The organism is Nocardia sp. NPDC055050 (assembly GCF_053608345.1).
The window spans coordinates 32,055-58,190 of the sequence record NZ_JBSGVG010000014.1 but is presented as its reverse complement, the minus strand read 5'-3'; the positions used below and the strand labels follow the sequence as shown (position 1 = coordinate 58,190).

Sequence of the window (26,136 nt, the reverse complement as noted above, 5' to 3'; positions counted from 1 at the left end):
CGCGCCCCCACCTCGGCGAACGTCGCCGGGCGGGCTGCGCGGGCTCGGCAAGCCTTCCTCGAAGCAGCACCCGGCAGGCTTGCGCCAGTGGGCACACCACCCGATCGTGGTCGCCGTCGCGGCGATGCTCGCGGCCGGGGTGATCGGGCTGGTCCTGGCCGCCGTCGCCGGCGCGGCACCGGGCGCCACGATGACAGCACTGTGGGAGGGCATGTTCGGCAGCGACTACGCGATCGGCGCCTCGCTCAATGTCGCGGCCACGCTGATGCTGGTGGCCGTCGGCTTCACCATCGCCCACCGCGCCGGACTGGTCAATGTCGGTGGCGAGGGCCAGATCTGCGCCGGTGGCATCGCCGCCACCGCGATCGGCACCACGCTCACCGGTGCGCCCGCGGTGATCACCCTGCCCGCGGTGCTGATCGGGGCGGCAGCCGCGGGCTGGTTGTGGGCCGCCATCGCCGCGTACCTGCGGGTCGCGCGCGGCACCAGCGAGATCATCACCACGCTGCTGCTCAACTTCGTCGGGTTGGCGCTGGTGCTGCTCGTCGTGCACGAGCCCGCGCTGCTGCGCCAGCCGGTGACGTCCTCGGAGACGCTGCCGCAGTCCGAACAGCTCACCGCGGCCGCGCATCTGCCGCTGCTGGGCATCGAACGCTCGCCCGCGACCATTGCCCTGTGGATCGCCGTGGTGGCCGCGTTCGGCACCGCGATCCTGGTGCGTCGCACCGCACTCGGTACCCGATTGCGGGCGGTCGGGCTCAATCCCGACGCGGCCGCGCGGCTCGGGCTGCCGGTGCGTCGGCTGCGTTTCCTGAGCCTCTCGGCGGCGGGCGCGTTCTCCGGCGTCGCGGGCGGGCTGCTGGTGGCGACGGCGCCGTTCGTCCTCGCCGAAGGGTTCTCCTCCGGATACGGATTCTCCGGTCTGGTCGTCGGCCTGCTGGCACGTGGCTCACTGGCCGCCGTGGTTGCGGTGTCGCTGCTGCTCGGGTTCCTCGTCTCCGGCGGGATCAACCTGCAGCTGGCCGCGAATGTGCCCGCGTCGACCATCGCGGTCGTGGAGTCGCTGATGATCGTGTTCATCGCGGGCGCCGCCATCTGGACCTCTCGCAGACGCAAGACCGAACCCGCACCACAACCGGTGCCGTCCGTGGACACCGCCGATCTGGCAGGAGCGCCACGATGAGCCTCGATACCGTCACCGATATCGCGACCAGCGGAATCGGTTTCACCCTGCCCATCCTCGTCGCCGCGAGCGGTGAGCTGGTCAGCGAACGCGCGGGTGTGCTCAATCTGAGCCTCGAGGCGATGATGCTGACCGGCGCGTTCGCCGGCGTGCTCGGCGCCGTCACCACCGGTTCGCCGGTACTCGGCGCGGCCACCGCCGTGCTCGCTGCCCTGATCTTCGGTGCGCTGCAAGCGATCTGGAGTATCGGCTTGCGCGCCGACCAGATCGTCGTCGGCATCGCCGGCAACGCGTTGGCACTCGGCGCCACCACCTACGGTGCGCGCCTGCTGCTCGACGACGGCAAGGGCCACAGCGTTCCCGGTTTCGACGCGCTGCCGATACCGGTGCTGCACCATATCCCGGTTATCGGTCCCGCCCTGTTCGGGCAGACCGCGCTCGGCTATCTGTGCATCGCGGTCGTCGCCGTCCTGGCGGTCGTGTTCTCCCGCCGCACCAAGCTGGGTCTGGTGATCGACGCGATCGGTGAAGACGCCGTCGCCGCCGACCGCACTGGTCTGCCGGTGAAGGCCGCCCGGTACGGCTGTGTGCTGCTCGCCGCGTTCGCTGCCGGCCTCGGCGGCGCGCAATTGGCGCTGTCGGAGGTGCATTCGTTCAGCGACAACATGACCGGCGGCATCGGCTATCTCGCCGTGGTCGCGGTGATCGCAGGCCGCTGGCGTGCGCTCGGGGTGATCTGGGCATCGGTGTTCTTCGGTCTCGCCCAGGCCCTGCAGTTCGCACTGCCCGCCCTCGGCGTCGATGTGCCGTTCGCGTTGCTGGTGATGCTGCCCTATCTGATCGCGATCGTGGCCGTCAGCGGCTTGGTCGGCAACAGCCGCTCACCGCGCGACCTCACTGTCGCCTTCGCCCGAACTTCCTGACCCGCCCCTACTTTCGCAGGAGCCACCGTTGACTCTGATCCTGTCGCACTCCGATGTGACCGCCGTCCTCGACCGCGGTGAGGTGCTCGCCGCCGTCGAGCGCGCGCACGCCGATCTGGCGCTGGGCACCGCGTTCGTCCCCGCTCCACCGGCGATGACACTGGGCGGCGCGGCCTTCGTGCCCATGGTCGCCGCCGCCGAATCCGCCGGTGCCGCCGCGGTCAAACTGCTCGCCGACCTGCCCGCCAATCGCGGGCGCGGGTTGCCGGTGCAGCGGTCGGTGATCGTGGTGACCTCGGCGGCCGACGGTTCGTGCGAGGCACTGATCGACGGACGCCTCGTCACCGCCGTGCGGACCGCCGCCGCCAGCGCGGTGGCGACGAAATATCTTTCCCGACCATCGAGTTCGGTACTCGGTGTGATCGGCGCGGGCAATCTGGCCGTGGAGCACACGCGCGCGATTGCGACCGTGCGCGAGCTCGAGACCGTGCTGGTCTGGTCGCGCACCGCAGCTACGGTCGACCGATTCCGCAGTGCGATAGCCGATCTCGGTCTCGACGTGCGTGCCCTCGACAGCCCGGAGTCGGTCACCCGCGCCGCCGACGTGTTGTGCACCCTCACGCCGTCCCGCGAGCCGATCGTCCACGGCGCCTGGTTCGGCGACGGTCTGCACGTCAACGCGGTGGGCGCACCGCCGAGGGCGGATCACCGCGAGGTGGACGGCGAGGCCATGCGCCGGTCCAGGGTCGTCGTAGACTCGATCGGCACCACGCTCACCAAATCCGGCGACACGCTGATGGCCATCGCCGAAGGCGCGATCACGCAGGACGCGGTGGGCACCGAGCTGGGCGAGGTGATCGCGGGCCGGGCAGCCGGCCGTCACGACGACCGCGACATCACCCTGTTCAATTCGGTGGGCATCGGCCTGCAGGATCTGGCCGCCGCCCGCCTGCTCATCGACAAGGCCCGCGCCAACGGCATCGGAACGGAAGTGGATCTCACCTCATGAGCGAGCTGACCGATATCGACATCACCCATCTGCGTCGCGCCATCGACCTCGCCGGGCACGCCACCGCGCTCGGCGATCGCCCCTTCGGCGCGGTCGCTCTCGGCCACGACGGCGCGGTCCTGGCCGAGGGTGTGAACGCGGTGAACACCACCGGCGACGTCACCACCCACGCCGAACTGGTCGCGATCACCCTCGCGACCGCCGCGGGCCACGCGGCGAAACTGCGGGGCGCCACCGTCTACGCCAGCGGCGAACCGTGCCCGATGTGCGCCGCCGCGATGGTGTGGGCCGGGGTCGGCCGCATCGTCTTCGCCGCGGCCGCAGCCGAATTCGGGCCGATCATGCCCCCGGGTACCAGTTTCGGACTCACCTGCGCCGAGGTCGTCGCGAGCTCGAACGTGCCGGTCGAGGTCAGCGGACCGCACCTGGGCGAGGAAGCTCTCGCCGTGTTCCGCGCGGCCGCGCAGAACTAGCCCGAAGACACCGAGGGCGCGGCGCCGGATCGACGCCGCGCCCTCGGTGCACGATCTATTTCACCGCGACGACCTCGGCGGGCTCGCCCAGTTCACGCTGTTCCTCGATCGCCTCGGGCGTACCCGGCACCTGTGTGCCGCGCAGCGAGACACCCTTGGTCTCGATGAGGAAGAAGGACGCGATCAGGCCGACCGCGCACGCAGCGAGCATGTAGTAGGCCGGAACCATGTTGTTGCCGGTCGCGCTGATGATCGACTCGTTGATCACCGGGGCGGTGCCACCGAAAATCGATGTGGCCACGTTGTAGCCGATCGCCACACCGGCGAACCGCACGATGGTGGGGAACATCGCGGGGAACGTGGCCGAGATCGTCGCCAGCTGCGGCGCGTAGAGCATGCCCAGGATCGCGAAGCCGACAATCGCGCCGGTGAGCGAAGAACCGATCAGATGGTAGACCGGGATCACCGCGACCATCATCGCCGCACACGAGAACATCCACATGGGTTTGCGCCCGATCCGGTCGGAGAGTGCACCCAGGAACGGCAGGGTGCACAGCATCGCGATCTGGCCGATCAGCGGCACGAGCAACGCATCGGATTTGTCCATACCCAGCGCGGAGCCGAGGTAGGTCGGGGTGTAGCTGATCAACGAGTAGTTCACGACATTCAGCGCGATCACCAGGCCGAACAGGGTCAGCACCGGGCGCAGGTACTTCGTCACCAGATCCCGGTAGACGCCGGAGACTTCCTCGGTCTCGTCCTTGCTGTCGACCTCACGGAACACCGGGGTGTCCTCCACCCGGCTGCGCAGGTACATGCCGATCAGGCCGAGCGGACCGGCGATCATGAACGGGATGCGCCAGCCCCACGAATTCATCGACGCGTCGTCGAGGACATTCACCAGCAGCAGGGCGACCAGGTTGCCGAGCGTGAAGCCGGCGAGCGTGCCCACCTCGAGGAAACTGCCATAGAATCCGCGCTTGCGATCGGGTGCGTATTCGGCCATGAATGTCGCGGCGCCACCATATTCACCACCGGCGGAAAGTCCCTGGATCATGCGCAGCGCGTACAGCAGAATCGGGGCGCCGATGCCGATCATGTCGAAGCTCGGGATAAGGCCGACGGCGAGGGTCGATCCGGCCATCAGAATAATCGTGGTGGCGAGCACGCGCTTGCGCCCGATGCGGTCGCCGAGCGGACCCCAGATCATGCCGCCGACCGGCCGGATCAGGAACGATACGGCGAAACCGAGCAGCGTGTAGACCATCCCGGACTCACCGTCACCGGGGAACAACGACCTCGCGATATACGTCGCCAGATAGGCGTAGACACCATAGTCGAACCATTCGACCGCATTACCGATCGCCGACGCACCGATTGCCCGGTGCAGCACCGTTTTCGATTCCCTTGACATCCACAACACCCTCTCGTCGTCGCCTTTCACGAATACCCGACCTCTTTGCGAGCAAACGTTACGAGCGCGCGAAGACCGGCCTTTATGGCCTCTATACTGCGAATATGGTCCTGCGACCCGGGGTATTTCTGCCGCCGTTCGGCGAACTGGCCGACCCGCGAGTGCAGGCCGAGCCCCGCTGCGGCGGGCGGCGCCGGCGCTCGACGATCAGGCGAGTCCGGCGAGTTTTTTTGCGAGGACGTTCTTCTCACGTTCGTTGCCGCACCGGCGGATGGCTTCGGCGAGCTCCGCACGAGCTTCGGTGGTGCGGCCGAGCCGGGTGAGTAGTTCACCGCGCACGCTGGGCAGCAGGTGCGAGGTGGACAGGGCGCCGGATGCGGTGATCTCGTCGACGATCGGCAGGGCCGCTGCGGGCCCGTCGGCCATCGATACCGCGACCGCCCGGTTCAGGTCCACCACCGGCGACGGTGCGAGTCTGCCCAGTGCTTCGTACAGCACGACCACCCGTTCCCAGTCGGTCCGCTCGACCGACGGTGCGACGGCGTGACATTCGGCGATCGCGGCCTGAAGCCCGTAGGCGCCCAGCCCACGCCCGACCGCGCCGGCTTTCACCAGCGCCGCACGACCGCGCCGGATCGCCGAGCGATCCCAGCGGCGGCGGTCCTGCCGTTCGAGCAGGATCGGCTCACCGTCGGGACCGGTGCGGGCAGGAAATCGCGCAGCGGTCAGTTCGAGCAGCGCCAGCAGTCCGTAGACCTCGGGTTCGTGCGGCATCAGCCGCGACAGCACGCGGGCCAGCCGCTGCGCTTCCCCCGCGAGGTCGAAGCGGATGAGGTCGTCGCCGGTGCTGGCAGACGACCCCTCGGTGAAGATCAGATAGATGACCCCGAGCACCGAACCCAGCCGGGCCCGGCGCTCGGCGACCGGCGGCACCTCGAAGGGGACTTCGGCGGCGCCGAGAGTCTTCTTCGCCCTGGTGATCCTGGCCTGCACTGTCGCGGTCGGGACCAGGCACGCCTTGGCGATCTCGTCGCTGGTCAAACCGCCGACGACACGCAGCGTCAAGGCCAACCGCGCCTCCCGCGAGAGCACCGGGTGACACGAGATGAACATCAGCGCGAGCACATCGTCGTCGATTTGATCGGGATCCCACAGCACGTCCTGCCCGGCACGCACAGGGTCCCCGCCGGTGAGCGCGTCGCCCTCGCCGAGGTCGGCGGCGAGGGCGGTGTAGCGGTCGTCGAGGGCGGCCCGGCGCCGGAACGCGTCGATGGCCCGGCGTCTGCCGACGGTGAGCAACCACCCGGCCGGCTGACGTGGCACGCCTTCGCGCGGCCAGGTCACCAGTGCCTCCGCGAACGCCTCCTGGGCGAGATCCTCGGCCATCGCGAAGTCGCGGGTGTAGCGCGCGAGGGCGCCGACGATCCGGGCCGATTCGATCCGCCAGACGGCGGCCACGGCCTCGCGGCCGGTGTGGTCGCTCATCGTGATTCAGAGCTGGCCGCTGGCCTCACGCCACGCGCGCTCCCTCGCGACCCAGACATTGTCCTGCGGGAATTCATCGATGCTCGGGACTCGTCGGATCTCGGTCTTGGTGCCCGGCACGACGACCGGCATGCGCTTGGCCCACTCGATCGCCTCCTCTTTGGAGGCCACATTGAGAATGTAGAACCCGCCGAACAGTTCCTTCGTCTCCCCGTAGGGCCCGTCGGTGACCACCGGGGTCTCCGACGAGTAGTCGACGACCACGCCCTGCGCCGCGTCGTCGAGCCCCTCGGCGGCGACCAGCACTCCGGCGCTGATCAACTCGTCGTTGAACTTGCCCATGGTCTCGAGCATCTCGTTGAAGTCGATATCGGCCGCCGCGGCCCAGGCTTCGTCGGTGGCGCGCATGATCAGCATGAACTTCATGGTTTCGTCTCCTCGGATCGGTGTGGACCCGCCTGCCGGGCCCTGCGTTCATCCCTAGGTCGAACGGGCACCGCTGCGGATCGACACCCGGCCGAAAATTCTTTTCGCGAGTGTTCGGCAGCCTACGACGAGTGCCGGGCGCGCGCGACGACGACGGACACGAATCCCCGATTCGGGTATTCAAGATCGTCCGGCGTGATACAGATCGAAGAGGTTTGTCATGCTGACAGCCACCTAGCGAAGGAGTCACTCGTGAGCGCAGTTCTCGTCGAGCAACGCGAGCATGTGCTCGTCATCGTGCTGAATCGGCCCGAGGCCATGAACTCGGTCAACGCCGAAGTGAGCACGGGGGTCGGCGAGGCGCTCGAGCGAGCCGAGGCCGACCCGCAGATCCGCGCGGTGGTCCTCACCGGCGCGGGCGAGCGGGCGTTCTGTGCGGGCGCGGACCTGAAGGCGCTCAGCCGCGGTGAGTCGATTCTCGCCCCGGGACATGAGGATTGGAACCTGGCCGGGTATGTCCGGCATCCGATCAGCAAGCCGACCATCGCCGCGGTGAACGGTTTCGCACTCGGCGGCGGCACCGAGCTCGTCCTGGCCAGCGATCTCGCGGTCGCCGCCGAGACCGCCACCTTCGGCCTGCCCGAGGTCGCCCGCGGCCTGTTCGCCGCGGCAGGCGGCGCGTTTCGCCTGCCCGAGCAGCTCCCCCGCAAGGTCGCGATGGAGATGATCCTCACCGGTGAACCGATCACCGCCGCCCGTGCGCTGGAATTGGGCCTGATCAACCGTGTCGTGCCCGCCGCCGAGGTTCTCGACGCGGCGCTCGCGCTGGCCGGTCGGATCGCCGAGAACGCGCCGTTGGCCGTGCAGGCCAGCAAGCGGGTGGCGCTGGGCATGATCGATGGCAAGCTCGCCGACGACGACGCCTGGGACCAGTCCAACCGCGAGATCATGACAGTCGCGGTCACCGAGGACATGCGCGAGGGCGCCATCGCATTCGCGCAGAAGCGCAAGCCGAACTGGCAGGCGCGCTGACACGGTGCGGATCCTGATCCTCGGCGCCTCCGGTTTCGTCGGCAGCGCGCTGCACGCGCAGTTCGCCGCGAACCACGAGGTCGTCGGGACCAGCCGGGGCGGGCACGGACTCGCCCCGGTGGATCTCGCCGACACCGGCGCGGTGCGCGCCCTCGTCGCACAAGGTTTCGACGTGGTCGTCCACACCGCCGGTGTCGTGGATCTCGGTGCCGCGCAGCGTGATCCCGCCGCGGCCCGTGCCGCGAACGTGGCGCCGATGGTCCCGCTGCTCGACGCCATCGGCGACACGGGCGCGAAGCTCGTCTACCTGTCGACCGACAATGTCTTCGACGGCGCCGCCGAGCACTACGACGAAAGCGCCACGCGCGCACCGATCAACGTCTACGGCGAGACCAAGGTGGCCGCCGAGGATCTGGTCCTCGAACACGACCGGCACTTGGTCGTGCGCCTGCCCCTCGTCTACGGGCGCAGCCCACTGTCGAACAAGTTCCTGGCCCGCTTCGCCGCACCCGAGATCCCCGCGCGCACCGATATCGTCTGCAATCCGCTGTACTTGCCCAGCCTGGCGCCCGCACTCGAGCAGCTCGCCGACGAGGCGGGCGCCGTGCACCTCGCGGGCGCGGAAACCCTGAGCCGCTACGACCTCATGACCCGGGTCCGCGACCGTCTCGGCGCACCGGCGCGTGTCGTGGCCACCGATCGCTCCTCCGCCGTCCCGGACTGCCCACGACCGTTGCGCCTGGTCATGCGCAGTATTCGGCACAGCCTGACCGGCCCGGACGTGGACACCGCCCTCGCCGATCTGCACTGAATCTCCGGTCACCCGTTGACGGCGCGAAGGAGTGAGTGTACAGTCACTCACATGACCAAGCGCGGCGCCACCCTCTCCACCTCGGACGTCCGGCGTGACGCGGTCGTCGACGCGGCGATCATCGAGTTCGCCAAGACCGGCTACCACGGCACCCCGATCAACACCGTCGCCGCGCGCGCCGAAATCTCCCCCGCCTACGTCTTCAAACTCTTCCCCGGCAAGGTCGCTTTGTTCGTCGCCGCGCTCGATCACTGCTTCGACCTCGTCGAACGCGCGATGTCCACGGGCGCGGCCAATTCCACCGCGACAGACCCGGCCGCCATCCTGCACGACATGGGCGGCGCCTACGCCGAACTCATCGCCGACAAGAGCCTGCTCATGTTGCAGGTGCACGCCCAGTCCGCCACCGACATCCCCGAAATCGCCGACGCGTTGCGCCGGGGCCTGGCCAAGGTGACCACCTTCGTGCAGCGCCGCTCCGGCGGCACCCCCGAGCAGATCCAGTACTTCATCGCCTACGGCCAGCTCTGCCACCTCGTCACCACCCTCGGGCTCGACGGCAACGACAGCGCCTGGGCCACCGCCCTGACGACGGGAATGCGCCACCCGAAAGCCCACTGACCCCCCTCGCTCCAGCCTTTTCAGGGTGGAGCTTTCTTTTGCAGCAAGAGTGATTGACCAGTCACACACCACGGAAGGTAGCTCCTGATGAACACCACCACCGCCACCGAAATCGTCCTGCCCGGTCGCGTCGACCCCAGCGGCCTGCTCGTCACCCGACGCGAACTCCCCGCACCCGCACCAGGTCGCGCACTGGTTCGAGTCGATGCCTCCGGGGTGTCCTTCGCCGAGCAGCAGATGCGCCGCGGTAAGTACTACGACCAGCCACCGTTTCCTTTCGTGCCCGGCTACGACCTGGTCGGCACGGTGGTCGAGGCCGACGACGCGACACTGGTGGGCAAGCGGGTGGCCGCGTTGACCAAGACCGGCGGCTGGAGCAGCCACGTCGACCTCGACACCGCCGATCTGATCCCCGTGCCGGACACCCTGGACGCCGCCGACGCGGAAACCTTTGTCGTGAACGGCATCACCGCCTGGCAGATGCTGCACCGCGTCGCCGCTGTTCAGCCGGGCGCGACGATACTGGTCCACGGCGCCAACGGTGGCGTCGGCTCGACCCTGGTCCAATTGGCCCGCGCCGCGGGCATTCACGTGATCGGCACCGCGTCCGCTCGCCATGCCGACGCGGTCACCGCGCTGGGTGCCACCTGGATCGACTACCGCACCGATGTGCCACACCAGGTTCGGGCCATCGCACCGCACGGTGTCGACGCGGTGTTCGATCACGTCGGCGGGCCCGGCATCAGCGATTCGTTCGACTTGCTTGCCGACGGCGGCACCCTCGTTTCCTACGGAACGGCGGCCACCAAGAACGACGAGGGCGACTCCCGGTTGCCGGTGCTGAAACTGTTCGCCCGCCTGCTGTGGTGGAACATGCTGCCCAACAAGCGACGTGCGCACTTCTACAACCTGTGGGCAGGCAAGCGCAACATCACCCGCTTCCGTGCTCGAATCGCCGAAGATCTGTCCCAGGTCTTCTCCCTCGCCGCCGCGGGCACCGTCACCGCCCAGGTCGCGGCCCGTATCACTCTCACCGATGCCGCCCGAGCTCTGGAGCTCGCCGAATCCGGCACCGTCACCGGCAAAGTCGTCCTCGTCAGCGCCTGACCCGCTCACACCCTGGAGATCAGTCATGTACGTTTCCCAGCCCGTTCGCACCGTCCTCGACAACCGCCCCATCTACCTGAGCTTCGGCCTCGCCTGGTTGGTCGGCCACGGCACCTTCGCCCTCAGCCATGGCCCGAACCCCCTGCTCGACCTCCCCGGATTCGTGCCGACCGCGCTGCTGGGCGTCGGCCTGCTGGCGGCCATGATCGTGACCACCGTCGTCTCCCTGCGAGCCCAGCGCGGCGCGACGGGACAGGAAGCGGTCGTGGGCAATCTGCTCGGCGCATCGTGGCTGATCGGTTTCGCCGCGCTGTTCTTCCTGATCACGGCGCTCGGTTCGACGCTGAGCCCCGACACCGCAGCGACTCTCTGGCCGACCGGGTCCGGGCTGATCGTCGGACTGCTCTACCTCGCCGGCGGTGTCGCCTACCGCGACGTCCTGCAATACACGCTCGGCGCCTGGCTGGCCGTGAGCTCTACGGCCGCACTGTTTCTCGACGGCGCGTACCTGTACTGGGCGCTGGCACTGGCCGGCGGCGGCAGCTATCTGCTCGCCGCCGCGCTGGAGCCCCGCAGGATCGCCGCCGCGAGCTGAGCATGCGTTTCGTGCCCGTCCGGAATTCCGGACGGGCGCGTTCGGCGTTCAGCCCTTCTGCTGCGCGCCGATCGCCGATCCCATCCATCGCCGCAGGTACCGGCGCAGTTCGTCGTCGGAGCGTGCCGGGTTGCCCGGTGACAGGAAGAACGACTGCATGGTGCGCAACACGTATTCGACGAGTTCGCGCAGCGCGGGCTCGTCGTAGCCGTGAGCGGCCCAGTCGACGTCGAAGCGGCGGATCATGGTCATACCGAACGCCTGGGCCTCATCGGAGGTCATGCCTTCCGGGTGGGCGTTGGAATACGAGCTCGACAGCAGAATCCCCAGGTGGGGGGTCCGCCGAACATCGGTGAGGGTGAAGACGACGGCCTCTGTCATCGCTTCGACAGGGTCGCCCAGGCCGCTGACCTGACGGGTGAGTCGATCGAGGAAATCGTCGACCGAGGCGATGGCCGAGGCGGTCATGAGCGCGTCGGCGCTGGGGAAATACCGGTACACCGTCTGCCGGATGACACCGAGGGACTCCGCCACGTCGGCGATGCTGATCTCCGCACCGGTCCGGCCGATGAGTTCGACTGCGGCAGCGATGATCCGGCGCGTCGCCTCCGCATCGTCACCCGGCGGACTGCCGCCCCACCCACGTCTACGCGCCACCAGGTGGACGCTAGCACAACCCCAGGTCAGGGCGAATTCCGTAAAAGTGATCATACACGCGAAGCCTCGTGCGTATGATTGCTCTATCAACCGTGGCCGAACAACGAGGTAACTCACCGTGACCGACCTTCACGTCCGCAAAATGGATTTCGCGTTCTCCGACTACGACGTGCCGTTTCTGTGGAATCCGCAGAACCCGGCGTTCTCGTCGATGGCCAATGCCGTTTCGTTCCTGGCCATCGGCTTCGAGAAAATGATCGTGCAACTGATCACGCAGGCGAAACCGCAGATCACCGACCCCGAGGTGGCGTCGGAGGCCGACGCCTTCATGCGCCAGGAAGGGCAGCATTCGACGGCGCATCGCCAGCATGTCAAGGCGCTGATCCGCCGCTATCCCGGCTTGCAGCAGACCCTCGACGCGGTGATCGGCGAGTTCGACAAGCTCACCGCCGAGACCTCGGTGAAGTACCGCCTCGCCTACACCGCCGACCTCGAGGCGACGTTCACGCCGGTGTTCAAGCTGATGCTCGACAACGACAAGAATCTGTTCGCCCCCGGCGACGACCGCGTCGCCTCACTGTTCATCTGGCATTTCGTCGAGGAAGTCGAGCACCGCAGTTCGGCGCTGATCATCTTCAATTCGGTGGTCGACAGCGAGCTGTACCGGATGCGGGTGGCGGCCTCGATCTTCCGGCACGTGTTGCAGGTGATCCGGGTGGCGTGCGAGGGCTTCAACGAGCATGTGCCGCTGGAAGATCGCCAGGTCGACGCGCTGTCGATGTTCGCCAACTACCGCCGGGGGCAGACCCTGCGCCGGTGGCTGCCGTTCCTCCAGCCGGCCGACAACGGCACGATGCCGCGCGCGTTCGACAATCTCGGTCTGCGCGAACAACTCGTCGCGCTGGGCGGCATCATCCGCAGCCAGACGCCCGGACACAATCCCGCGCACGAGAAGCTGCCCGCGCTAGCCGACGAGTGGTTCCGCCGCTATGACGAAGGTTACGACGTAACCCGTTGGTACACAGCCGATTCCGTCAGCTCGTAGAAGGTAGCCCGATGGCCGAACACTGCTCCCCCACCTTCGCCGAACTCGCTCACGAACTCGGCTTCTCCTGCGAGGAGGCGGGCGGACTCGTCGAGTTCCGCAACCCGTTCGCCCTCGAGAACTGGACCCTGCCGGTCCTCGAGCTCACCATCGTCGTCGGCGCGGTTCTCGCGCTCTGGTACGCGATCGTGCGCCTGCGCCGCCACGGTGACCCGACCAATCTCGTGCTGTGGTTCGGTGCCACCGCCTACCTGTTCGTCATCGAACCGCCGCTGTACTTCCCGGCGGCGTTCGGCATCGAAGAACACGTCGACACGATGTTCGCGCACAACGTCTTCACCGTGGACTTCCTCTGGGGCCGACTGCCCATCTACATCATCGCGATCTACCCGCTGATGGCGACGATGGCGTTCGGCATCGTCCGGATGCTCGGCATCTTCGGCCGCTACGGCACCCTGATCGGCGCCACCTGCGTCGGCTTCGTCCACCACGCCTTCTACGAGATCTTCGACCACCTCGGGCCCCAATTGCGCTGGTGGGAATGGTCGATCGACAACCCGATCAACCAGCCGATGTTCGATTCGGTCCCGATGGGCAGCGTCGTCGTGTTCGCGGCCCTGTGGCCGATGTCGCTGGCCTTCTGCGTGCAGTATTTCGTCGGCCGCCACGTCGACGACGGCCGCCACTTCTCCGGCGTCGAATTGACCTGGCGCACCATCGTCATCGGCCTGCTGGCCTCGGTCGGCACGTTCCTGCTCCCGCTGCCCGCCACCGTCATCGGCATGAGCGGCACCACCGTGCGCGGCATCGTCTACGCACTGGAACTCGCCTTCCTCGCGGTGGTCGCCGGGATCGTCATGGTCCGCCAGTGGACCGAACTACGCCGAGGAACCGCCACACCCCCGCAGTACGAAGACCCCTTCGTCCAACGGTTCGCCACCCTCTACCTGGTCGTCTTCGCCGCTCTCTGGATAGCGTCGCTCCCCGACTTCTTCGCCGCCGTCAACGGCGAAACAACCAACGGCGACCCCATCGGAAACCTCTGGTACACAGCAGCCTGCTTCGCCGTCGCGATCGCTTCGGTCCTGGCGACCTTCACCGTGCCGCGCGCACGGCCCACCCCGGACGCACCCGTGGCGGCAGCATCGCAAGCGCCCGGCTGATCCGCCGGCCGCGCTCGAGGCGGTCAGCAGAACGTTCCCCTCCGCTCGGCGTATCGCCTGCGGCAAGCCATCAAGCCGTGGCGTCGCCGATGCGGTGGCGGTAGCTGTCGGCCAAGGCGCGCAGCGCGGCGCCGCCGTCGCCGGTGAACGACGAACCGTGCATCAGCGCCAGCGTTTTCGGTGCGAGCTCAGCGAGTCGGTCGACGATCATCGGGGTCGCCGGTGCGAGCGACGAATAGGCGAACAGATCTTCGGTGTGAACGGCGGGGCCGACGATGTCGCCGGTAGTGAGGGCCGCGCCCGCACCGAGGTGGGTGAACAGGTCCCCGCACAGCAGAGTCTGTGTGGTTTCCTCGAACAACACACGCGCTTCCCAGCCGTGCGGGGTGTGTGGGGTGTCGATGTGGCGCACTCGCATCCGGCCGAGTTCGATGGTTTCGCCATCGGCAAGCGGTCTCGGTGGCCGGTCGGCCATGTGGTCCAGCGACACCATGCAGCCGACGGCACCGTGGGCGACCTGCGATTCGGGGGCCGCGGCGAGGAACTGGTTCATCGACCCGCATTCGTCGGATTCGACGTGCCCGAAGGTGATCCACCGCAGCCGGTTCACCGGTGTGACCCGTGCTATCGCCGCCGCGACGTCGGTGAACATCGCGCGATGCCCGGTATGGAAAAGCAGCGGCTGATCATCGGCGAGCAGGAACTGGTTGAACGTCAGCCCCTGTTCGCCGATGTCGGGCACGAACGTCGAGATGCGGTAGATGTCGGGGGCGATTTCCTCGATGGTGGTGGTCATGGTCGGCTCGATTCGGTGCAGTGTCAGAACGGCACTTGGGTGGTCAGTAGTCCAGCGCCTTCGGCGCGGCCGGAGAGGATCCGGCAGAATTCGACCGCGTCGAGGTCGAGGCGTTCATCCGTTGTGCCGCAATGCCATCGGCCTCCAGCGGCACCTGTCAGGCACAGGTCGAAGGGTTTGTTGTGGCGGGCGGCCCATTCCTGCACCACGTCGGCCACGATCGCCCCGTCGTGCTCATCGGTCAGCACGAGAACGTGCCCGGTGGCCCGGGCCAAGTCGATCCGATGCATCCACGGGTCACGGGTCAGGATCGTGTCGATGGCGTACCCGATGGTCCACCGTTCGGCGGTGCCGTTGACCAGCTGCTGCTCGGGAATTGTTCGATTGCGCAGCAACCCCGGGGTACGTCTGCGCGTTGCCGCGGCCTTGGGCGCGATGGCCGCCATCGACCGGACCAGCTGATCCGTCGTCTGCTGTCCGAATCGTTCGACCTGATACGCGGTCACGGCGTCGACGAGCTGCTGGCCGGGCCGCAACCGCTTACGGGCAGCCCGGGTCTGGCGGACATTCTCCAGCGGGGACGATGCCATCGTGGACATACCGACCACGTGGGCGACGAGGTCGTGCACGGTCCACCCGGCACACTCGGTCGGTGCATTCCAGTCGTCACCGTCGAGCGCGGTGACCGCGTCGGCGAAGCGCGAGTACTCGTCGCGGGCGAGCCGCATCGCGTCGGCATGGGCGAGCATCGCGCGCCGCGCAGTCACCGCCGTCTGCTCGACAGCCGTCATTTCTGCGGCTCCTTCGTCGGCGGAAGGCCGACACTGTCGGCCCACATGTCCACGGCGCGGTCCAACAGCTTGCGCCGACTGTGCCCGCCCGGATCGTTGGCGAGCTGCTGATCGACCAGGCCGGACAGGATCGCAATCCAGATCTCCACGTCATCGCGGTCGGTCACGCCGATCGTGGCGAGCACCGCGATGACCTCGTCGAGCGCGCGGACCGCCGACACGTACGCCTCGGGTGAGGGTTCGAATCCCGGAATCGTGCGCTGGTTCATCAGCTGATAGCGGGCGAGATCGGCAACCGCGAAATCGAAGTACGCCAGTGCCAAGACGCGCACGAGGCCGCGGGGATCCGCGGGGGCCGAGCGCAGCGCGTCGATCGAGACGCGCTCGCACTCACTCCAAGCCTGCTCGAACATCGCATCGTAGATCGCGTTCTTCGATCCGTAATGCGAGTACAGCGACGGCGCCCGCATTCCGATCCGCTCGCCGACCTCGCGCAGTGTCAGCTGCGCCAGTCCCCGCTCCCGTGCGATCTCCCACGCGGCCTCGACAATTTCCTGCCGCGTCGCCTCACGCCGTTCCGCTTTCCGATCACGCCTCGGCATAGCGTCCATAGTTAGTTATTATGAACGCCGTTAGGCAAACGGTCAACGGTGGGCTGCACGCCTACCCGGCGGCCCGCGCGGTGATCGGGGTGAACAGGTTGATCAGGTTGCCGTCGGGGTCTCGGAGCAGGAGCGACCGGTTGCCCCACGGCATCGTCGTCGGCTCGTTGACGAAGTCTTCGACGGAGTCGCGCAACCTGCGGTAGTCGGCGTCGACGTCGGAGACCATGAACTCGATGATCGCGGTGCGATTGTCGGCAGGGCGCGCGCTTCCGGCCCCGAACAACGCGACCGTACGCACGCTTCCGATCGCGAGTGTGCCGGCCGGAGTGACGATCTCGGCGAAATCCGGTGTAGCCCAACGGGCTTCGACACCGGTCACCCGCTGATAGAAGCCGACCAGCTGTTCGATGTCGGCGGTGATCAGGCGGATCGAGACGAGGTTCATTGCGTACTCCTGCTGTCGGGAAGGGCGGAAGTTCCACCGCTGAATCCCAAGGTAGAGGCGATACCGGACAGTTTCCGCCCGGTATCGATGGGAGAATTGCCGGATGACGCGCCCCACGGCCCGGGTACTGGCCCTGCTCGAGCTGTTGCAGACGGGCGGCACCCATACCGTCGGCGAACTCGCTGGGCGACTGGGCGTGGACGAACGCACCGTCAGGCGTTACGTCACCCATCTCACCGACCTGGATATCCCCGTCCGCTCGGTCCGCGGCCGCTACGGCGGGTACCGACTCGCTCCCGGCTACCGGATGCCTCCACTGATGCTGACCGATGACGAGGCGGTAGCCGTGCTGCTCGGACTCCTCACCAGCCATTCGACGATATCGGTCCACGCCGCCGACAGCGCGACCGCCAAACTCCGCCGCGTCCTGCCCGCACGCCTGGGCGCTCGTCTCGACGCACTGATGAACACCGCCGAATTCACCACCGGCGCCCGCCCCGAAGTCCCGGTCGAAACCGCCGTCCTCCTCGACATCGCCGCGGCCACCCGCGAACACCGACTGGTCGCCATCGGTTACACCGACCGGAACGGACAACACTCTCAGCGGACCGTGCACCCCTACGGACTTGTCGCCCACTCCGGCCGCTGGTACCTGACGGCGATGGACAACAACAGCGACGACCTACGCCAGTTCCGACTGGACCGCATCACCGAGACAACCACCCTCCCCGAAACCTTCACTCCACCCACCGAATTCGACCCGACCACCCACCTCGTGTCCGCCCTCGCCACTGCCCCCTACCGGCACGAGGTATCGATCCGCGTCCAAGGCACACCCACCCAAATCCGCCCACTACTCCCCGCGACCATCGCAACGCTGCACGAAATAGACTCCCCACCCACCGATCCCACCCCCTGGGTCCGAGTCCTCATCCGCGCCGAACACCTCGACTGGATTCCCCCCGTCCTCGCCGCCCTGAACCGCCCTTTTGTCATCGAGCACCCCGACGCCCTCAACGACGCCGTGCGCGCCCTGGGCCAGCGCCTCACCGCCGCCACGACATCCGGCGCAATCCCACCGACCGGTAATGCCGATGACTGAGCAACGTCGAGATCAGTAGGCAATCGCACCGCCAAGCCGAACCCTAACTCGGAGCAGGATCAGCAGCGCTCACCTCTGAGACTTGATGTGAGGGAAGCCGATCGGATTGAAGTCCGCCCCGCTGTCGTCGACAGCACCGGAGAACTCGGCATGCTGGAATATCACCCAGTCGAACTTCGCGCCAGAGAAATCGCCCTTGAACTCTGCAAGCATGAAACTGGTTGTCTCGAGAAACTCGAAGTTTGTGCGCAGACCAGTCGTGCTCGGAGCATGACCGTAGGCGCGCAGAGATCGCCCGGGCAATGTGTGGCACCTTGGTTGGGCACCATCGCTCAATACCTCTGCGCCAGAAGCCACTCGCGCGCAACGATTTTGTCCTCGGCGGTGATCGCATGGCCGACCGATAGCACCTGATGGGTTACCCGGGCTCCCGCACGACGCAGCTGTTCAGCCAGCTGAAGGCCGTCCCCGGGTGACCGGCGGTTGTCGTGCGCGCCGTCGACTATCAGAACTGGAGTGTTGTCGACGCGGTCGGCTAGATCATGGGCGAACGGGGCCAGGGGACGGAAGAGGATCGCTCCCGCCAGCAATCCCGGATAGGTGATGAGTAGAGCCGCGCCCATGATGGCGCCGTTGGAGAAACCGATTGCGACGGGGCGTCTGGTGAGGTTGTAGTCAGCGCAGGCGGTTGCGATGAAACCTGCCAGCACCCGCGTCCTGGTGACGATGTCGCGCGGATCCACGCGACGGTCCGGCAAGCGATGGAAGAAGGCATAGCCCTCATCCATGCTGACTGTGCCACGGACACTCAGTTTTGATGCCTCTGGGGCAATTTCGTCGGCTACCGGAATGAGGTCGGATTCGCTGCCGTGTGAGCCATGGAGCAGAACGAGTGGTGATTCGCCTACAGCGCCGGCATGGAAGCAATGAGCGTGTGTCGATGCCGTCATCGAAACAAACCCTACGGCGTTCAAGCCACCGCGGAACACGCGCTCGCACCCTCAGTGGGCATCTGTCCTGTTCCGGGGTGGCGTGCGCACACAGGGGCCGGCAGCCGTTCACACACAGAGGCTCACCTGCTCGAGGATTGCTCAGCAATCAGCAGAGCTGACCACGTATGCGGTCCCTGGGTTCTCGTCAACCTGACCGGGGACCTGCTTGTTCGTGCCGAGGTCTTCGGTGAGAATGGCCCGATGTCGGGTGTGAGGTTCGTGCGGCGCGTGGATGGGTTGACATATGAGTTCGTCCGCGATGGGGACGCGCACGGGTTCCCATCGTATAAGCGGACCGACCTCGATATCTGGTGTCGCCGACTCCCCGACTTCGGTTGGGTGGTGTGCAACGCGGCCGATGAGGTATCGAGTCGCCCGTTCGACGAACCTGGGCAAGGCGAGATTCCTCCTGAGGGCGTGTGGGTGAGCCGCAAGGGCGAACGGTCCTATGTCTACGACCTTCTGCGCGCCGATCCGTGAAACTCTATGGGTGGCGACCTGCTGAAGTCCGTACTCCTCCACGACGTGACGTAATGTTTCGGTGGCGGACCTGCTGTATCCGGGCCGCCGGGGTGAAGAGGTTGATCAGGTTGCCGTCGGGATCTCGAAACAGCACGATTTCGGCGAAATCCGGTGTAGCCCAGTTGGCTTCGACGCCGGTCACGTGCTGATAGAAGCTGACCAGTCGTTGGATGTCGTCAGTGATCACACGGATCGAGACGAGCTTCACTGTGTGCTCCTGCTGACGGATGCCACTGACCGACGACGAGGCGGTGGCCGTGTTACTCGGGCTCTTCCCCAGCCGCGGCGCCGACCGGCCGCCCGCGCAGCCGACAGCGCGACGGCCAAACTCCGCCCCGTCCTACCCCCACACCTGACGGCCCGGCTGGACGCACTGATCAACACCTTCGGCAAGGTGCCGTCGGGCAACAGTCCTCATCAGGAACTGGTTGCAGACAGGCGAATTTCGGCGCGATCGCTTCGAAGGAGGGGGCGGTGGTCTCCAGCCTGGGCATCCTGACACCCTGGACTCCACACCTGATTTCCGCACGATTCCTTGCAGGACGCAGACTAGTGACCAGACATTGGAAGGGGCAGAGTTGCGCATCGGGGTTTCCGGACCGCATGGAACCGGCAAGACAACCTTGGTCGAAGAGCTCTGTGCGCGACTGGAGCGCGGGCACACAGCAATCCAGGAACCGTACGTACTACTCGAAGAGGAAGGATACGAATTCGCGTATCCGCCCGTGGCCGCGGACTATTGGGCACAGTTGCGCTACGCGATGCGCCTACTCGGCGATCCCGCACCCGCTGCGGTATACGACAGGACACCGCTCGACTTCCTCGCATATCTGGCAGCCATCGGCGTCGATGCGGAAGCCGGGATCGACGAAACCGCCATACGCACCGCACTGGCCTCCCTCGATCTGCTGGTGATTGTTCCCATCACTGCCGAGACCGAACGTGTACTACCCACACCGGAACTGACCGGGCTCCGGCGCAGCGTGAATGATGCTCTGCTGGAACTGGTTTACGTCGACGACATGCAGTTACTCGAAGACGTGCCCATCCTCGAGCTGGCCTGCCCACTTGACCAGCGCGGCCATGCGGTTCTGAACGCACTGACATACTGATCTGCCGATTCTCGTGCGATCGGTGGTGTGAGTTTCAGCTCGTACGCGAAGGCACATCTTCCTCGCGATCCTCTCGAAAACGACCTCTCGACTGCATCAGTTCGAGCGCCGCAGCCGCGACCGGCTTGATACGCCTCGGCCACCCCGAAGCGACGAACTCCTCATCGGACGAAATCCGAGGTGTCGCAGCACAGGCATCAAGGAGTGCTCGCTGCACCTTGTCGAGCGCGGTCACCTCTGCTGGCGTGAACGTCGACCATTCGCGCCATCGCCAGGCTCCGTCGTCGTCGATCGTGTCGAAGAACTCGTTGATGTGGTCCCCGTACCCCCATCTACGAACACCCTCGTCCCCCTCGACGAGTGTCTCCAGTGCCTCTATCGCGCGGTTTCGCAGTCGCTGCTCGACAACCCGCTCGCTCGGCCGGTCCTGGTCGCCCACGCTCGTGATGCTACCGGCCCGACGCACTCTCAAGCCGCGACCCGCGCGACCCCGACGTCCGCACTCACCTACCGATGAGCGTCCGGCTGGGCGGCGTCGCAGAGGGCCTCCACCTTTGCAGGATGGGCGAGCGCTGGATACATTGACGCCGTGATTCTTTCAACTGGGAAGGGCGTCGTGCGCCTCAGTCGGTGATCCCCCGCAGGGCCCAGGCCCCCGACGCGCGCCGCCGTGCGGGTGCTGGGTCGATCACCCGAGATCGGAAGCGCTTGCAGCGCAACCGATTGACAGCTATCAGTGAGATCGGGTTCGACTATCGGCCAGGACCCCCCGGACCCACCGACGTCCCCCAGATCATGCCCCGCATCGATACCATCCCTCTGACCGATCTCATCGACACCTTCGAAATCAGCGCCGACCTGGAGCCCGTGGGCGGCCGTTACGGTGGCCTCGTCCCCCTGTTCGTCCGGTTCGAGTCAGCGGAGGAGCATTTTCACGGTTCCTCTCCCCTCGCCATGAGACAGAAGACTCCTGTACTTGCTTGCAGTTGCGGGGATTTCGGCTGCTGGCCGCTGCTGGCGCGCATAACCTCGACCGGCGACCTTGTCGTATGGGACCACTTCGAACAGCCGTATCGCACCACTCGTGACTGCGCCGCATTCGGCCCATTTCTGTTCGACCGCAATCAGTACGACAAAGCTGTCCAGAGCCTCGACGCCGCAATCGCCGCCCCTGTTCCAACGTCTCGATGACCTCGGAATGAGTCATCGCAGGAGCAACTCTCGAAACGTCGACCAGGAGAGTGCACTTCGTCAATCCTCGCAACCATCAGACGGTGAATTCGGAGAGCGTGATGGTCGGACGGCTGTTCGGGTTTGCCAGGCGGGTGCTCATCCTGCTTGCCTGGCGGTCCCACCACCTCCGCGCCGCCGAGCCCTATCAGGGTCGATATGGAGCCGAATACCCTTGTACACCCACGTATTTGGCGAATCATCGTCGTCGGCCGGGTCGCCGGAGTCCGCGGGATCCGGCAGTTCCGCGATCTCCTCGATGACGATCTGCGCTCGCGCCGCACCGGGATCGAACATCTCCTGAAATGGCCCGACGAACGACCCTCCCAAGCCGCGGTGCTTCGCCCGAACAGCCGCCCACCCCAACAGCGCCACCGGACCGACGGTGACGATCAGCAGTAGCAAGTCCCCACCCATGCTTACGAGCGTACCGATGAGATCGTTCACTCCACTCAGGACGCAATTCGGTGCCCGCGGTTGCCCTGCCGGCCCGTGGACCCGTCGCGACCGTTCGATCTGGAGACAGATCATCGATTGCCGACCTCGCAACACTTGTCCCGGCGTTAGCACTTCCGCCCGAGCTGATCTGACGACAGGAGCGGCTGAGCGAACACAGAAGTCTGCTCGTCCAGCAGGCGGCGGATCTCATCGTCCGGGTACGGGGTGCTCCGGCTCGTCTGCTGGAACGCAAGCATGAACGCGGACATCGCCGCAGCGACCGGCGCCTGCCGGATGAGAACCGCGGCGGCCCCCTCGGATATACCCTCCGGCGGCGCACCCGCCGCGATGGCGCGCACCATCTCGATGCGTTCGGCCCGGTCGTCCCGCCGGAGCCCGTACAGAGCGGTGAGTAGCCAGTTCACCAAATAGGTTGCGGTGAAGCCGCGGTCATAGCTCTGGTTCCGGTCGAAGAACGCGGCTTCCTGCGGTGAGAGGTCGAACCCGGAGGAGAGCGCGAGGCCGTAATCTGCGAAGTAGAGGCGTCGACCGTCGGTCAGGATGTTCTGGAAGTGCGCGTCGAGATGCAGGAGCCCCCGACCGTTCATGAAGGCGGTGGCGGCGGCCAACTCCCGCTCCACCATGGCGCAGGCCCGGTCAGTGGCCTCATCGCCCGCCTCGATCTGGGCATTCAGCCACTCGTGCAGGGTCTGCGGAATGTACTCCAGGAACAGCGCGATACTCGCCGAAGAGTCCCGAACGGCCTCGATCCGATGGCGTATCCGGGGTCGTCATCCCAGTAGGCGACGGCGCGATCGATGTCGGCGAGCTCGTCCGACAGCGGCGTCGTGTCCGGCAGCACCCGCCAGTGGTACATCAGCGGGAACCCCTCGCGTTCGGCAGCGAGCACCCAGTTCGTCGTCATGGTGTGCACGGCGAGCTCGCGCCAAGCTCCGAAGCCCGCCCCACCGAGGAGGCCGACACCGTAGTGGTAGAACTGCGGCACATCGAACAGGTTCGCCGTCGACCGGACGTTCTCCGGCTGCCGTTCCAGATCGGTGAGGGGCACTCGCTTCACGAAAACCGAAGCTCCGGCGATCTCCAGCAGCGCTGACTTCCCGCCGATACCGGAACCGATCGGCACGGCCGCATCCACGAGCTCGCCCAACGCATGATCGCTGTGCAGTGCCAGTGCAGTAGAGACGGCGCCGTGGACGCGCAGGCGCTCCGCGCGCGACATGTCAAGGGGCGTCGCAGCATCGCGGGACTCTCGGCCACGTATCACCACGTCCGCCCCTCCCCCAGCCGCACTTGCGATTCCGCGGCAATCAACAGTCAGCCTATCGCGGTCTCAACCTGTCGAACTCTGAGCAGGGTGGTATCGCTGTTTCCCGATCCGCGGTCCTGGGTGCGGCCTCTCGGCGTCGGAAAGCCGGCGCTTCTCATGTCACCTTGATGACGACCTTGCCCGAGATGTGGCCGTTCTCGACGGCGGCGAGGGCGGCCGGGGCGTCGGCGAGCGGATGGACCGCGGTGATCACGGGTGCGAGGACTCCGTCGAGGGCCAGCTGGGCGGAGCGCTCCAGATTCTCTCGGTCCAGGCGACGCTCGATGAAACGCCCACCGAGGTCGGGCACAGACATATCACCCACCGCGATGACGTTGCGAGGATCGCGGGCCAGTGGCGCGACCGCCCGTAGCGAGGTACCTCCGACCAGATCGACGATCCCGTCGAAGCCGTCCGTAACCAGCTCACGCGCCGCCGCGACGACGTTCTCGGCGGCATAGTCGATGAACCGCACTCCGATGGCTTCAGCGTGCTCGCGCTTGGCAGTACTGCCGGTGCCGAGCACACGCAGCCCGCGCCCGATGGCCAGCCGGGCGACGGCGAGGCCGACCCCACCGCCGACGCCGTTGACCAGGACCGTAGCACCGGCCGGAAGGTCGAGCTGGTCGAGCGCATCCACCGCGGTCGTCCCGGCCACCGGCAGCGTTGCCGCCACAGTCGCGGACAGGCCCGCCGGGATGCGCGCGGTGTTCGGCGCGGACAGCACCGTCGTCTCGGCGTAGGTACCACCACCGGTGAGTGCGAAGCCGAAGACCGGATCACCCACCTCGAGCCCTTCGACATCCTCACCCCAGGCGAGAACGATTCCGGCTGCCTCCATGCCCAGCACGCGGGGAAATGGACGCCCGCCGTCGAGCCCAGGGACCAGACCCGAGCGCACAAGGTGGTCAAGGGGATTCACGCCGGCGACGTCGACCCGGATCAGCACCTCGCCGCGACCGGGAACGGGATCGAGACGATCGAAGAACTCCTGCACCTCGGGTCCGCCATACCTGCCGAAACCCCACGCCTGCCCCATTTTCCGCCGCCTCTCGAATGACCGGCCCAAATGATTCCGGGCTCTGTAGCCATCCTCACCCCTCACACCGATGTAAGAGGCAACCGATCGAGGTGCAGGTCACAGCATCAGGCCGACCGCGCCACCGGTTCGGCGGCCACCGACAGCTCCGCCCGGTGCCGGCTGTTGACCCTGATCAGCGCGTCGAGCGCATCTCGGTTCTCGGTCAGGTGCGCGATCTCGGCGTCGATCCGGTCGCGCTCGCGCGTCATCGTCGCGAACGTCTCCTCGGCGACACCCAGGTCACCGGGAATGTCCACACACGGCAGCACGGTCGCGATCACCCGGCTGGACATACCCGCGGCGAACAGCTGCCGGATGAGCGACACACGCTGGACCTCCGCATCGGAATAGTGGCGCTGCCCGGCGCCGGAGCGTGAGCTGGTCAGCAGACCCTGCGCTTCGTAGTACCGCAGTGAGCGCGGACTCACGCCCGTGCGCTTGGACAGCTCGCCGATCCGCATCCTGCGAGGCTACGCCGATGTGCTCCCAGCCCGGAGAGCCTCCGATGTGGTCAGCTGGGGCCGCGCCCAAGCGACGATTCGAGAAGGAAGTTCAGCAGTCGGCCGGTTTCGGCATGTTCGGCGAGCAGCCTGCTTGTGCGAGGACTGCGGTTCAGCCTGTCACCGCAGGAATCCGGGCCGTGGTGAGCCCGACGCGCATCGCGATTATCTCGGCAGTGGCGTCGGCGTGGTCGGTGTGCGCTTCGACGCGACGTTCATGGTCTGCGAGTAGCGCGAACCCGGCGTGACCAACCACTACGTCCAGGACCTGAACCCGCAGCCGGTATCGCACAAGGACTCGCCGCGCAATACGCTGGATTCTCGAAACCCTCGGCATGGCCACATGACATTCACAACGCACGCACCGATGAGTCTGCGCAGATCGCGGCGTCTGCACTACAGAACGACGAAGCGGCTCCGCGCGCCCGTTTCGCCGCACACCGTGAGGTGCGCATCGCACCCGTAGGCGACTGAGTGTTGGAGGTACCTCGTGTCGGATGCCCTGGCCCGTGACACCCTGTGGGCGATGGCCCACGCCGAGCGTGCCGCCCTGGCCGACGATCTCGCCGGCTTGGACGACCAGCAGTGGGGACGGCCCTCGCTGTGTGGGGACTGGGTGGTCGAGGAGGTCGTCGCGCACCTCACCGCAGCGGCGAGCATCGGACGGCTGCGCTGGCTGTCCAGCGTCCTGGGTGCCCGGTTCGACTTCGACAAGCACAACAACCGGCGTCTCGCCGAGCACCGTGGGAGTACTCCCGCCGAAACCCTCGAACGGTTCCGGGCGGTCGTCACCAGCACCCTTGCGGCTCCCGGACCCACGGCGGCCTGGCTCGGTGAAGTCGTTGTCCACGCACAAGACATCCGGCGTCCCCTCGGACTATCGCGCACACCGTCGACGGAAGCCGCTACCGAAGTCGCGCGTTTCTACGCCGGACGTGACTTCACGGTCACCAGCCGCAGCAATACCGACGGCCTGCGATTGGAGGCGACCGACGGACCTTTTGCTGCCGGGTCCGGCCCTGTCGTCAGCGGGACCACGATCGCGCTGACCATGGCGATGGCCGGCAGATCTGCGTACTGCGATGACCTTGCCGGACCCGGCGTGCCGATACTGCGCGACCGTGTGACCGCTCGATCCGGCACTCGCAGCGGATGATCCCGTCCCCCTCCGCCGAGGCCGCACCTGTCACGACCGTGCGGTGAACAGCGATCCGGGGAAGGGCCCGGACCGCCCGGACGCACCGTGGGCCT

32 protein-coding genes are annotated in these 26,136 nt (G+C 66.8%); 15 read left to right on the top strand and 17 right to left on the bottom strand.

What is annotated here, in order from left to right:
- Positions 1 to 124 precede the first annotated feature (124 nt).
- From ACWGCN_RS17035 to ACWGCN_RS17020, 4 genes are read left to right on the top strand one after another with little or no spacing between them, the layout of a single operon-like run.
- Positions 125 to 1,183 carry an ABC transporter permease gene (locus ACWGCN_RS17035; RefSeq protein ID WP_378990019.1) on the top strand — a complete coding sequence of 353 codons (1,059 nt, stop codon included), beginning with the start codon at positions 125 to 127 and terminating at the stop codon, positions 1,181 to 1,183.
- A complete protein-coding gene (locus ACWGCN_RS17030) occupies positions 1,180 to 2,106 on the top strand; it encodes an ABC transporter permease (protein ID WP_452448367.1) in 927 nt (308 codons plus the stop codon). Before ACWGCN_RS17035 ends, ACWGCN_RS17030 begins: the two co-directional genes overlap by 4 nt.
- Positions 2,107 to 2,134: 28 nt before the next feature.
- Positions 2,135 to 3,115 carry an ornithine cyclodeaminase family protein gene (locus tag ACWGCN_RS17025; RefSeq protein ID WP_452448368.1) on the top strand — a complete coding sequence of 327 codons (981 nt, stop codon included), beginning with the start codon at positions 2,135 to 2,137 and terminating at the stop codon, positions 3,113 to 3,115.
- Positions 3,112 to 3,588: a nucleoside deaminase gene (locus tag ACWGCN_RS17020; protein WP_378989901.1), complete on the top strand. Its 477-nt coding sequence runs from the start codon at positions 3,112 to 3,114 to the stop codon at positions 3,586 to 3,588. The genes ACWGCN_RS17025 and ACWGCN_RS17020 overlap by 4 nt, the downstream gene beginning before the upstream one ends.
- Before the next feature lie 55 nt (positions 3,589 to 3,643).
- Here ACWGCN_RS17020 and ACWGCN_RS17015 read toward each other — a convergent pair whose 3' ends face one another.
- The 3 genes from ACWGCN_RS17015 to ACWGCN_RS17005 all read right to left on the bottom strand — a co-directional run bounded on the left by ACWGCN_RS17015 (position 3,644) and on the right by ACWGCN_RS17005 (position 6,913).
- Positions 3,644 to 5,002 carry an MFS transporter gene (locus ACWGCN_RS17015; protein WP_378989900.1) on the bottom strand — a complete coding sequence of 453 codons (1,359 nt, stop codon included), beginning with the start codon at positions 5,000 to 5,002 and terminating at the stop codon, positions 3,644 to 3,646.
- Between the two features lie 207 nt (positions 5,003 to 5,209).
- On the bottom strand, positions 5,210 to 6,487 hold the full coding sequence (locus ACWGCN_RS17010) for an RNA polymerase sigma factor (RefSeq protein WP_452458469.1): 1,278 nt from the start codon (positions 6,485 to 6,487) through the stop codon (positions 5,210 to 5,212).
- A 6-nt stretch (positions 6,488 to 6,493) separates the two neighbouring features.
- Complete coding sequence (locus ACWGCN_RS17005; protein WP_378989897.1) at positions 6,494 to 6,913, bottom strand: YciI family protein; 420 nt, start codon at positions 6,911 to 6,913, stop codon at positions 6,494 to 6,496.
- A gap of 252 nt (positions 6,914 to 7,165) precedes the next feature.
- Between ACWGCN_RS17005 and ACWGCN_RS17000 the strand changes: the two genes are divergently transcribed.
- The 5 genes from ACWGCN_RS17000 to ACWGCN_RS16980 all read left to right on the top strand — a co-directional run bounded on the left by ACWGCN_RS17000 (position 7,166) and on the right by ACWGCN_RS16980 (position 11,079).
- On the top strand, positions 7,166 to 7,945 hold the full coding sequence (locus tag ACWGCN_RS17000) for a crotonase/enoyl-CoA hydratase family protein (RefSeq protein ID WP_452448369.1): 780 nt from the start codon (positions 7,166 to 7,168) through the stop codon (positions 7,943 to 7,945).
- 4 nt (positions 7,946 to 7,949) lie between these two features.
- Positions 7,950 to 8,756: an SDR family oxidoreductase gene (locus ACWGCN_RS16995; RefSeq protein WP_452458470.1), complete on the top strand. Its 807-nt coding sequence runs from the start codon at positions 7,950 to 7,952 to the stop codon at positions 8,754 to 8,756.
- Positions 8,757 to 8,807: 51 nt separating this feature from the next.
- Positions 8,808 to 9,377 (top strand): TetR/AcrR family transcriptional regulator, encoded by a 570-nt coding sequence (locus tag ACWGCN_RS16990; RefSeq protein WP_452458471.1) that lies wholly within the window; start codon positions 8,808 to 8,810, stop codon positions 9,375 to 9,377.
- An 87-nt stretch (positions 9,378 to 9,464) separates the two neighbouring features.
- Positions 9,465 to 10,484, top strand: coding sequence for a medium chain dehydrogenase/reductase family protein (locus ACWGCN_RS16985; protein ID WP_387447334.1), 1,020 nt, complete (start codon positions 9,465 to 9,467; stop codon positions 10,482 to 10,484).
- 25 nt (positions 10,485 to 10,509) lie between these two features.
- Positions 10,510 to 11,079, top strand: coding sequence for an ABC transporter permease (locus tag ACWGCN_RS16980; RefSeq protein WP_378989892.1), 570 nt, complete (start codon positions 10,510 to 10,512; stop codon positions 11,077 to 11,079).
- 48 nt (positions 11,080 to 11,127) lie between these two features.
- Here the strand turns inward: ACWGCN_RS16980 and ACWGCN_RS16975 are convergent, their stop codons facing one another.
- Entirely contained in the window at positions 11,128 to 11,736 is a 609-nt protein-coding gene (locus tag ACWGCN_RS16975; RefSeq protein ID WP_378989891.1) for a TetR/AcrR family transcriptional regulator, read from the bottom strand.
- 118 nt (positions 11,737 to 11,854) lie between these two features.
- Here ACWGCN_RS16975 and ACWGCN_RS16970 point away from each other — a divergent pair, with 118 nt between their 5' ends.
- Together ACWGCN_RS16970 and ACWGCN_RS16965 are read left to right on the top strand one after the other, a co-directional pair.
- A complete protein-coding gene (locus ACWGCN_RS16970; RefSeq protein WP_452458472.1) occupies positions 11,855 to 12,781 on the top strand; it encodes a metal-dependent hydrolase in 927 nt (308 codons plus the stop codon).
- Positions 12,782 to 12,792: 11 nt separating this feature from the next.
- Positions 12,793 to 13,944 carry a hypothetical protein gene (locus tag ACWGCN_RS16965; protein WP_452458473.1) on the top strand — a complete coding sequence of 384 codons (1,152 nt, stop codon included), beginning with the start codon at positions 12,793 to 12,795 and terminating at the stop codon, positions 13,942 to 13,944.
- Between the two features lie 70 nt (positions 13,945 to 14,014).
- Here ACWGCN_RS16965 and ACWGCN_RS16960 read toward each other — a convergent pair whose 3' ends face one another.
- From ACWGCN_RS16960 to ACWGCN_RS16945, 4 genes are all read right to left on the bottom strand, one after another.
- The gene (locus tag ACWGCN_RS16960; protein WP_378989888.1) at positions 14,015 to 14,740 is read right to left on the bottom strand and encodes an oxygen-binding di-iron domain-containing protein; all 726 of its coding nucleotides are present in this window, start codon (positions 14,738 to 14,740) and stop codon (positions 14,015 to 14,017) included.
- A gap of 23 nt (positions 14,741 to 14,763) precedes the next feature.
- A complete protein-coding gene (locus ACWGCN_RS16955; protein ID WP_452458474.1) occupies positions 14,764 to 15,531 on the bottom strand; it encodes a maleylpyruvate isomerase family mycothiol-dependent enzyme in 768 nt (255 codons plus the stop codon).
- Positions 15,528 to 16,133: a TetR/AcrR family transcriptional regulator gene (locus ACWGCN_RS16950; RefSeq protein WP_379313924.1), complete on the bottom strand. Its 606-nt coding sequence runs from the start codon at positions 16,131 to 16,133 to the stop codon at positions 15,528 to 15,530. The genes ACWGCN_RS16955 and ACWGCN_RS16950 overlap by 4 nt, the downstream gene beginning before the upstream one ends.
- Before the next feature lie 61 nt (positions 16,134 to 16,194).
- Positions 16,195 to 16,581: a VOC family protein gene (locus tag ACWGCN_RS16945; protein ID WP_387447330.1), complete on the bottom strand. Its 387-nt coding sequence runs from the start codon at positions 16,579 to 16,581 to the stop codon at positions 16,195 to 16,197.
- Between the two features lie 103 nt (positions 16,582 to 16,684).
- On the opposite strand from ACWGCN_RS16945, the gene ACWGCN_RS16940 reads away from it, so the two are divergent.
- Positions 16,685 to 17,683 carry a helix-turn-helix transcriptional regulator gene (locus ACWGCN_RS16940; RefSeq protein ID WP_452458475.1) on the top strand — a complete coding sequence of 333 codons (999 nt, stop codon included), beginning with the start codon at positions 16,685 to 16,687 and terminating at the stop codon, positions 17,681 to 17,683.
- A 69-nt stretch (positions 17,684 to 17,752) separates the two neighbouring features.
- Here the strand turns inward: ACWGCN_RS16940 and ACWGCN_RS16935 are convergent, their stop codons facing one another.
- The 3 genes from ACWGCN_RS16935 to ACWGCN_RS16925 form a co-directional block, all read right to left on the bottom strand.
- Complete coding sequence (locus ACWGCN_RS16935) at positions 17,753 to 17,896, bottom strand: hypothetical protein (protein ID WP_452458476.1); 144 nt, start codon at positions 17,894 to 17,896, stop codon at positions 17,753 to 17,755.
- A gap of 119 nt (positions 17,897 to 18,015) precedes the next feature.
- On the bottom strand, positions 18,016 to 18,633 hold the full coding sequence (locus ACWGCN_RS16930) for an alpha/beta hydrolase (RefSeq protein ID WP_452458477.1): 618 nt from the start codon (positions 18,631 to 18,633) through the stop codon (positions 18,016 to 18,018).
- A gap of 526 nt (positions 18,634 to 19,159) precedes the next feature.
- Positions 19,160 to 19,405 carry a VOC family protein gene (locus ACWGCN_RS16925; RefSeq protein WP_452458478.1) on the bottom strand — a complete coding sequence of 82 codons (246 nt, stop codon included), beginning with the start codon at positions 19,403 to 19,405 and terminating at the stop codon, positions 19,160 to 19,162.
- Positions 19,406 to 19,775: 370 nt separating this feature from the next.
- On the opposite strand from ACWGCN_RS16925, the gene ACWGCN_RS16920 reads away from it, so the two are divergent.
- Positions 19,776 to 20,309, top strand: coding sequence for an AAA family ATPase (locus ACWGCN_RS16920; RefSeq protein ID WP_452458479.1), 534 nt, complete (start codon positions 19,776 to 19,778; stop codon positions 20,307 to 20,309).
- Between the two features lie 34 nt (positions 20,310 to 20,343).
- Here the strand turns inward: ACWGCN_RS16920 and ACWGCN_RS16915 are convergent, their stop codons facing one another.
- Positions 20,344 to 20,748: a hypothetical protein gene (locus ACWGCN_RS16915; protein ID WP_452458480.1), complete on the bottom strand. Its 405-nt coding sequence runs from the start codon at positions 20,746 to 20,748 to the stop codon at positions 20,344 to 20,346.
- Positions 20,749 to 21,104: 356 nt separating this feature from the next.
- Here ACWGCN_RS16915 and ACWGCN_RS16910 point away from each other — a divergent pair, with 356 nt between their 5' ends.
- The gene (locus ACWGCN_RS16910; protein ID WP_452458481.1) at positions 21,105 to 21,500 is read left to right on the top strand and encodes a hypothetical protein; all 396 of its coding nucleotides are present in this window, start codon (positions 21,105 to 21,107) and stop codon (positions 21,498 to 21,500) included.
- A gap of 138 nt (positions 21,501 to 21,638) precedes the next feature.
- Here ACWGCN_RS16910 and ACWGCN_RS16905 read toward each other — a convergent pair whose 3' ends face one another.
- The 5 genes from ACWGCN_RS16905 to ACWGCN_RS16885 form a co-directional block, all read right to left on the bottom strand.
- Complete coding sequence (locus ACWGCN_RS16905) at positions 21,639 to 21,986, bottom strand: hypothetical protein (protein ID WP_452529051.1); 348 nt, start codon at positions 21,984 to 21,986, stop codon at positions 21,639 to 21,641.
- A gap of 116 nt (positions 21,987 to 22,102) precedes the next feature.
- Positions 22,103 to 22,606, bottom strand: a complete 504-nt coding sequence (locus ACWGCN_RS16900) for a hypothetical protein (protein ID WP_452458483.1) — start codon at positions 22,604 to 22,606, stop codon at positions 22,103 to 22,105.
- A gap of 62 nt (positions 22,607 to 22,668) precedes the next feature.
- The gene (locus tag ACWGCN_RS16895) at positions 22,669 to 23,217 is read right to left on the bottom strand and encodes a hypothetical protein (protein ID WP_452458484.1); all 549 of its coding nucleotides are present in this window, start codon (positions 23,215 to 23,217) and stop codon (positions 22,669 to 22,671) included.
- Positions 23,218 to 23,419: 202 nt separating this feature from the next.
- Positions 23,420 to 24,343 (bottom strand): NADP-dependent oxidoreductase, encoded by a 924-nt coding sequence (locus ACWGCN_RS16890; RefSeq protein ID WP_452458485.1) that lies wholly within the window; start codon positions 24,341 to 24,343, stop codon positions 23,420 to 23,422.
- Between the two features lie 107 nt (positions 24,344 to 24,450).
- Positions 24,451 to 24,846, bottom strand: a complete 396-nt coding sequence (locus tag ACWGCN_RS16885; RefSeq protein WP_379313890.1) for a MerR family transcriptional regulator — start codon at positions 24,844 to 24,846, stop codon at positions 24,451 to 24,453.
- Positions 24,847 to 25,375: 529 nt separating this feature from the next.
- Between ACWGCN_RS16885 and ACWGCN_RS16880 the strand changes: the two genes are divergently transcribed.
- Positions 25,376 to 26,041, top strand: coding sequence for a maleylpyruvate isomerase family mycothiol-dependent enzyme (locus ACWGCN_RS16880; protein WP_452458486.1), 666 nt, complete (start codon positions 25,376 to 25,378; stop codon positions 26,039 to 26,041).
- The last annotated feature ends 95 nt before the right edge of the window (positions 26,042 to 26,136 follow it).

Coding starts and splice junctions, on each gene's coding strand:
- ACWGCN_RS16945 (WP_387447330.1), bottom strand. CDS start 16,581: ATGAACCTCGTCTCGATCCGCCTGATCACCGCCGACATCGAACAGCTG.
- ACWGCN_RS16985 (WP_387447334.1), top strand. CDS start 9,465: ATGAACACCACCACCGCCACCGAAATCGTCCTGCCCGGTCGCGTCGAC.
- ACWGCN_RS16965 (WP_452458473.1), top strand. CDS start 12,793: ATGGCCGAACACTGCTCCCCCACCTTCGCCGAACTCGCTCACGAACTC.
- ACWGCN_RS16980 (WP_378989892.1), top strand. CDS start 10,510: ATGTACGTTTCCCAGCCCGTTCGCACCGTCCTCGACAACCGCCCCATC.
- ACWGCN_RS16950 (WP_379313924.1), bottom strand. CDS start 16,133: ATGCCGAGGCGTGATCGGAAAGCGGAACGGCGTGAGGCGACGCGGCAG.
- ACWGCN_RS16960 (WP_378989888.1), bottom strand. CDS start 14,740: ATGACCACCACCATCGAGGAAATCGCCCCCGACATCTACCGCATCTCG.
- ACWGCN_RS17015 (WP_378989900.1), bottom strand. CDS start 5,002: ATGTCAAGGGAATCGAAAACGGTGCTGCACCGGGCAATCGGTGCGTCG.
- ACWGCN_RS17005 (WP_378989897.1), bottom strand. CDS start 6,913: ATGAAGTTCATGCTGATCATGCGCGCCACCGACGAAGCCTGGGCCGCG.
- ACWGCN_RS16940 (WP_452458475.1), top strand. CDS start 16,685: ATGACGCGCCCCACGGCCCGGGTACTGGCCCTGCTCGAGCTGTTGCAG.
- ACWGCN_RS16955 (WP_452458474.1), bottom strand. CDS start 15,531: ATGACGGCTGTCGAGCAGACGGCGGTGACTGCGCGGCGCGCGATGCTC.
- ACWGCN_RS17010 (WP_452458469.1), bottom strand. CDS start 6,487: ATGAGCGACCACACCGGCCGCGAGGCCGTGGCCGCCGTCTGGCGGATC.
- ACWGCN_RS16885 (WP_379313890.1), bottom strand. CDS start 24,846: ATGCGGATCGGCGAGCTGTCCAAGCGCACGGGCGTGAGTCCGCGCTCA.
- ACWGCN_RS16930 (WP_452458477.1), bottom strand. CDS start 18,633: ATGACGGCATCGACACACGCTCATTGCTTCCATGCCGGCGCTGTAGGC.
- ACWGCN_RS16890 (WP_452458485.1), bottom strand. CDS start 24,343: ATGGGGCAGGCGTGGGGTTTCGGCAGGTATGGCGGACCCGAGGTGCAG.
- ACWGCN_RS17030 (WP_452448367.1), top strand. CDS start 1,180: ATGAGCCTCGATACCGTCACCGATATCGCGACCAGCGGAATCGGTTTC.
- ACWGCN_RS17020 (WP_378989901.1), top strand. CDS start 3,112: ATGAGCGAGCTGACCGATATCGACATCACCCATCTGCGTCGCGCCATC.
- ACWGCN_RS16990 (WP_452458471.1), top strand. CDS start 8,808: ATGACCAAGCGCGGCGCCACCCTCTCCACCTCGGACGTCCGGCGTGAC.
- ACWGCN_RS16935 (WP_452458476.1), bottom strand. CDS start 17,896: ATGCTTGCAGAGTTCAAGGGCGATTTCTCTGGCGCGAAGTTCGACTGG.
- ACWGCN_RS17035 (WP_378990019.1), top strand. CDS start 125: ATGCTCGCGGCCGGGGTGATCGGGCTGGTCCTGGCCGCCGTCGCCGGC.
- ACWGCN_RS16895 (WP_452458484.1), bottom strand. CDS start 23,217: ATGTCGCGCGCGGAGCGCCTGCGCGTCCACGGCGCCGTCTCTACTGCA.
- ACWGCN_RS16910 (WP_452458481.1), top strand. CDS start 21,105: ATGCCCCGCATCGATACCATCCCTCTGACCGATCTCATCGACACCTTC.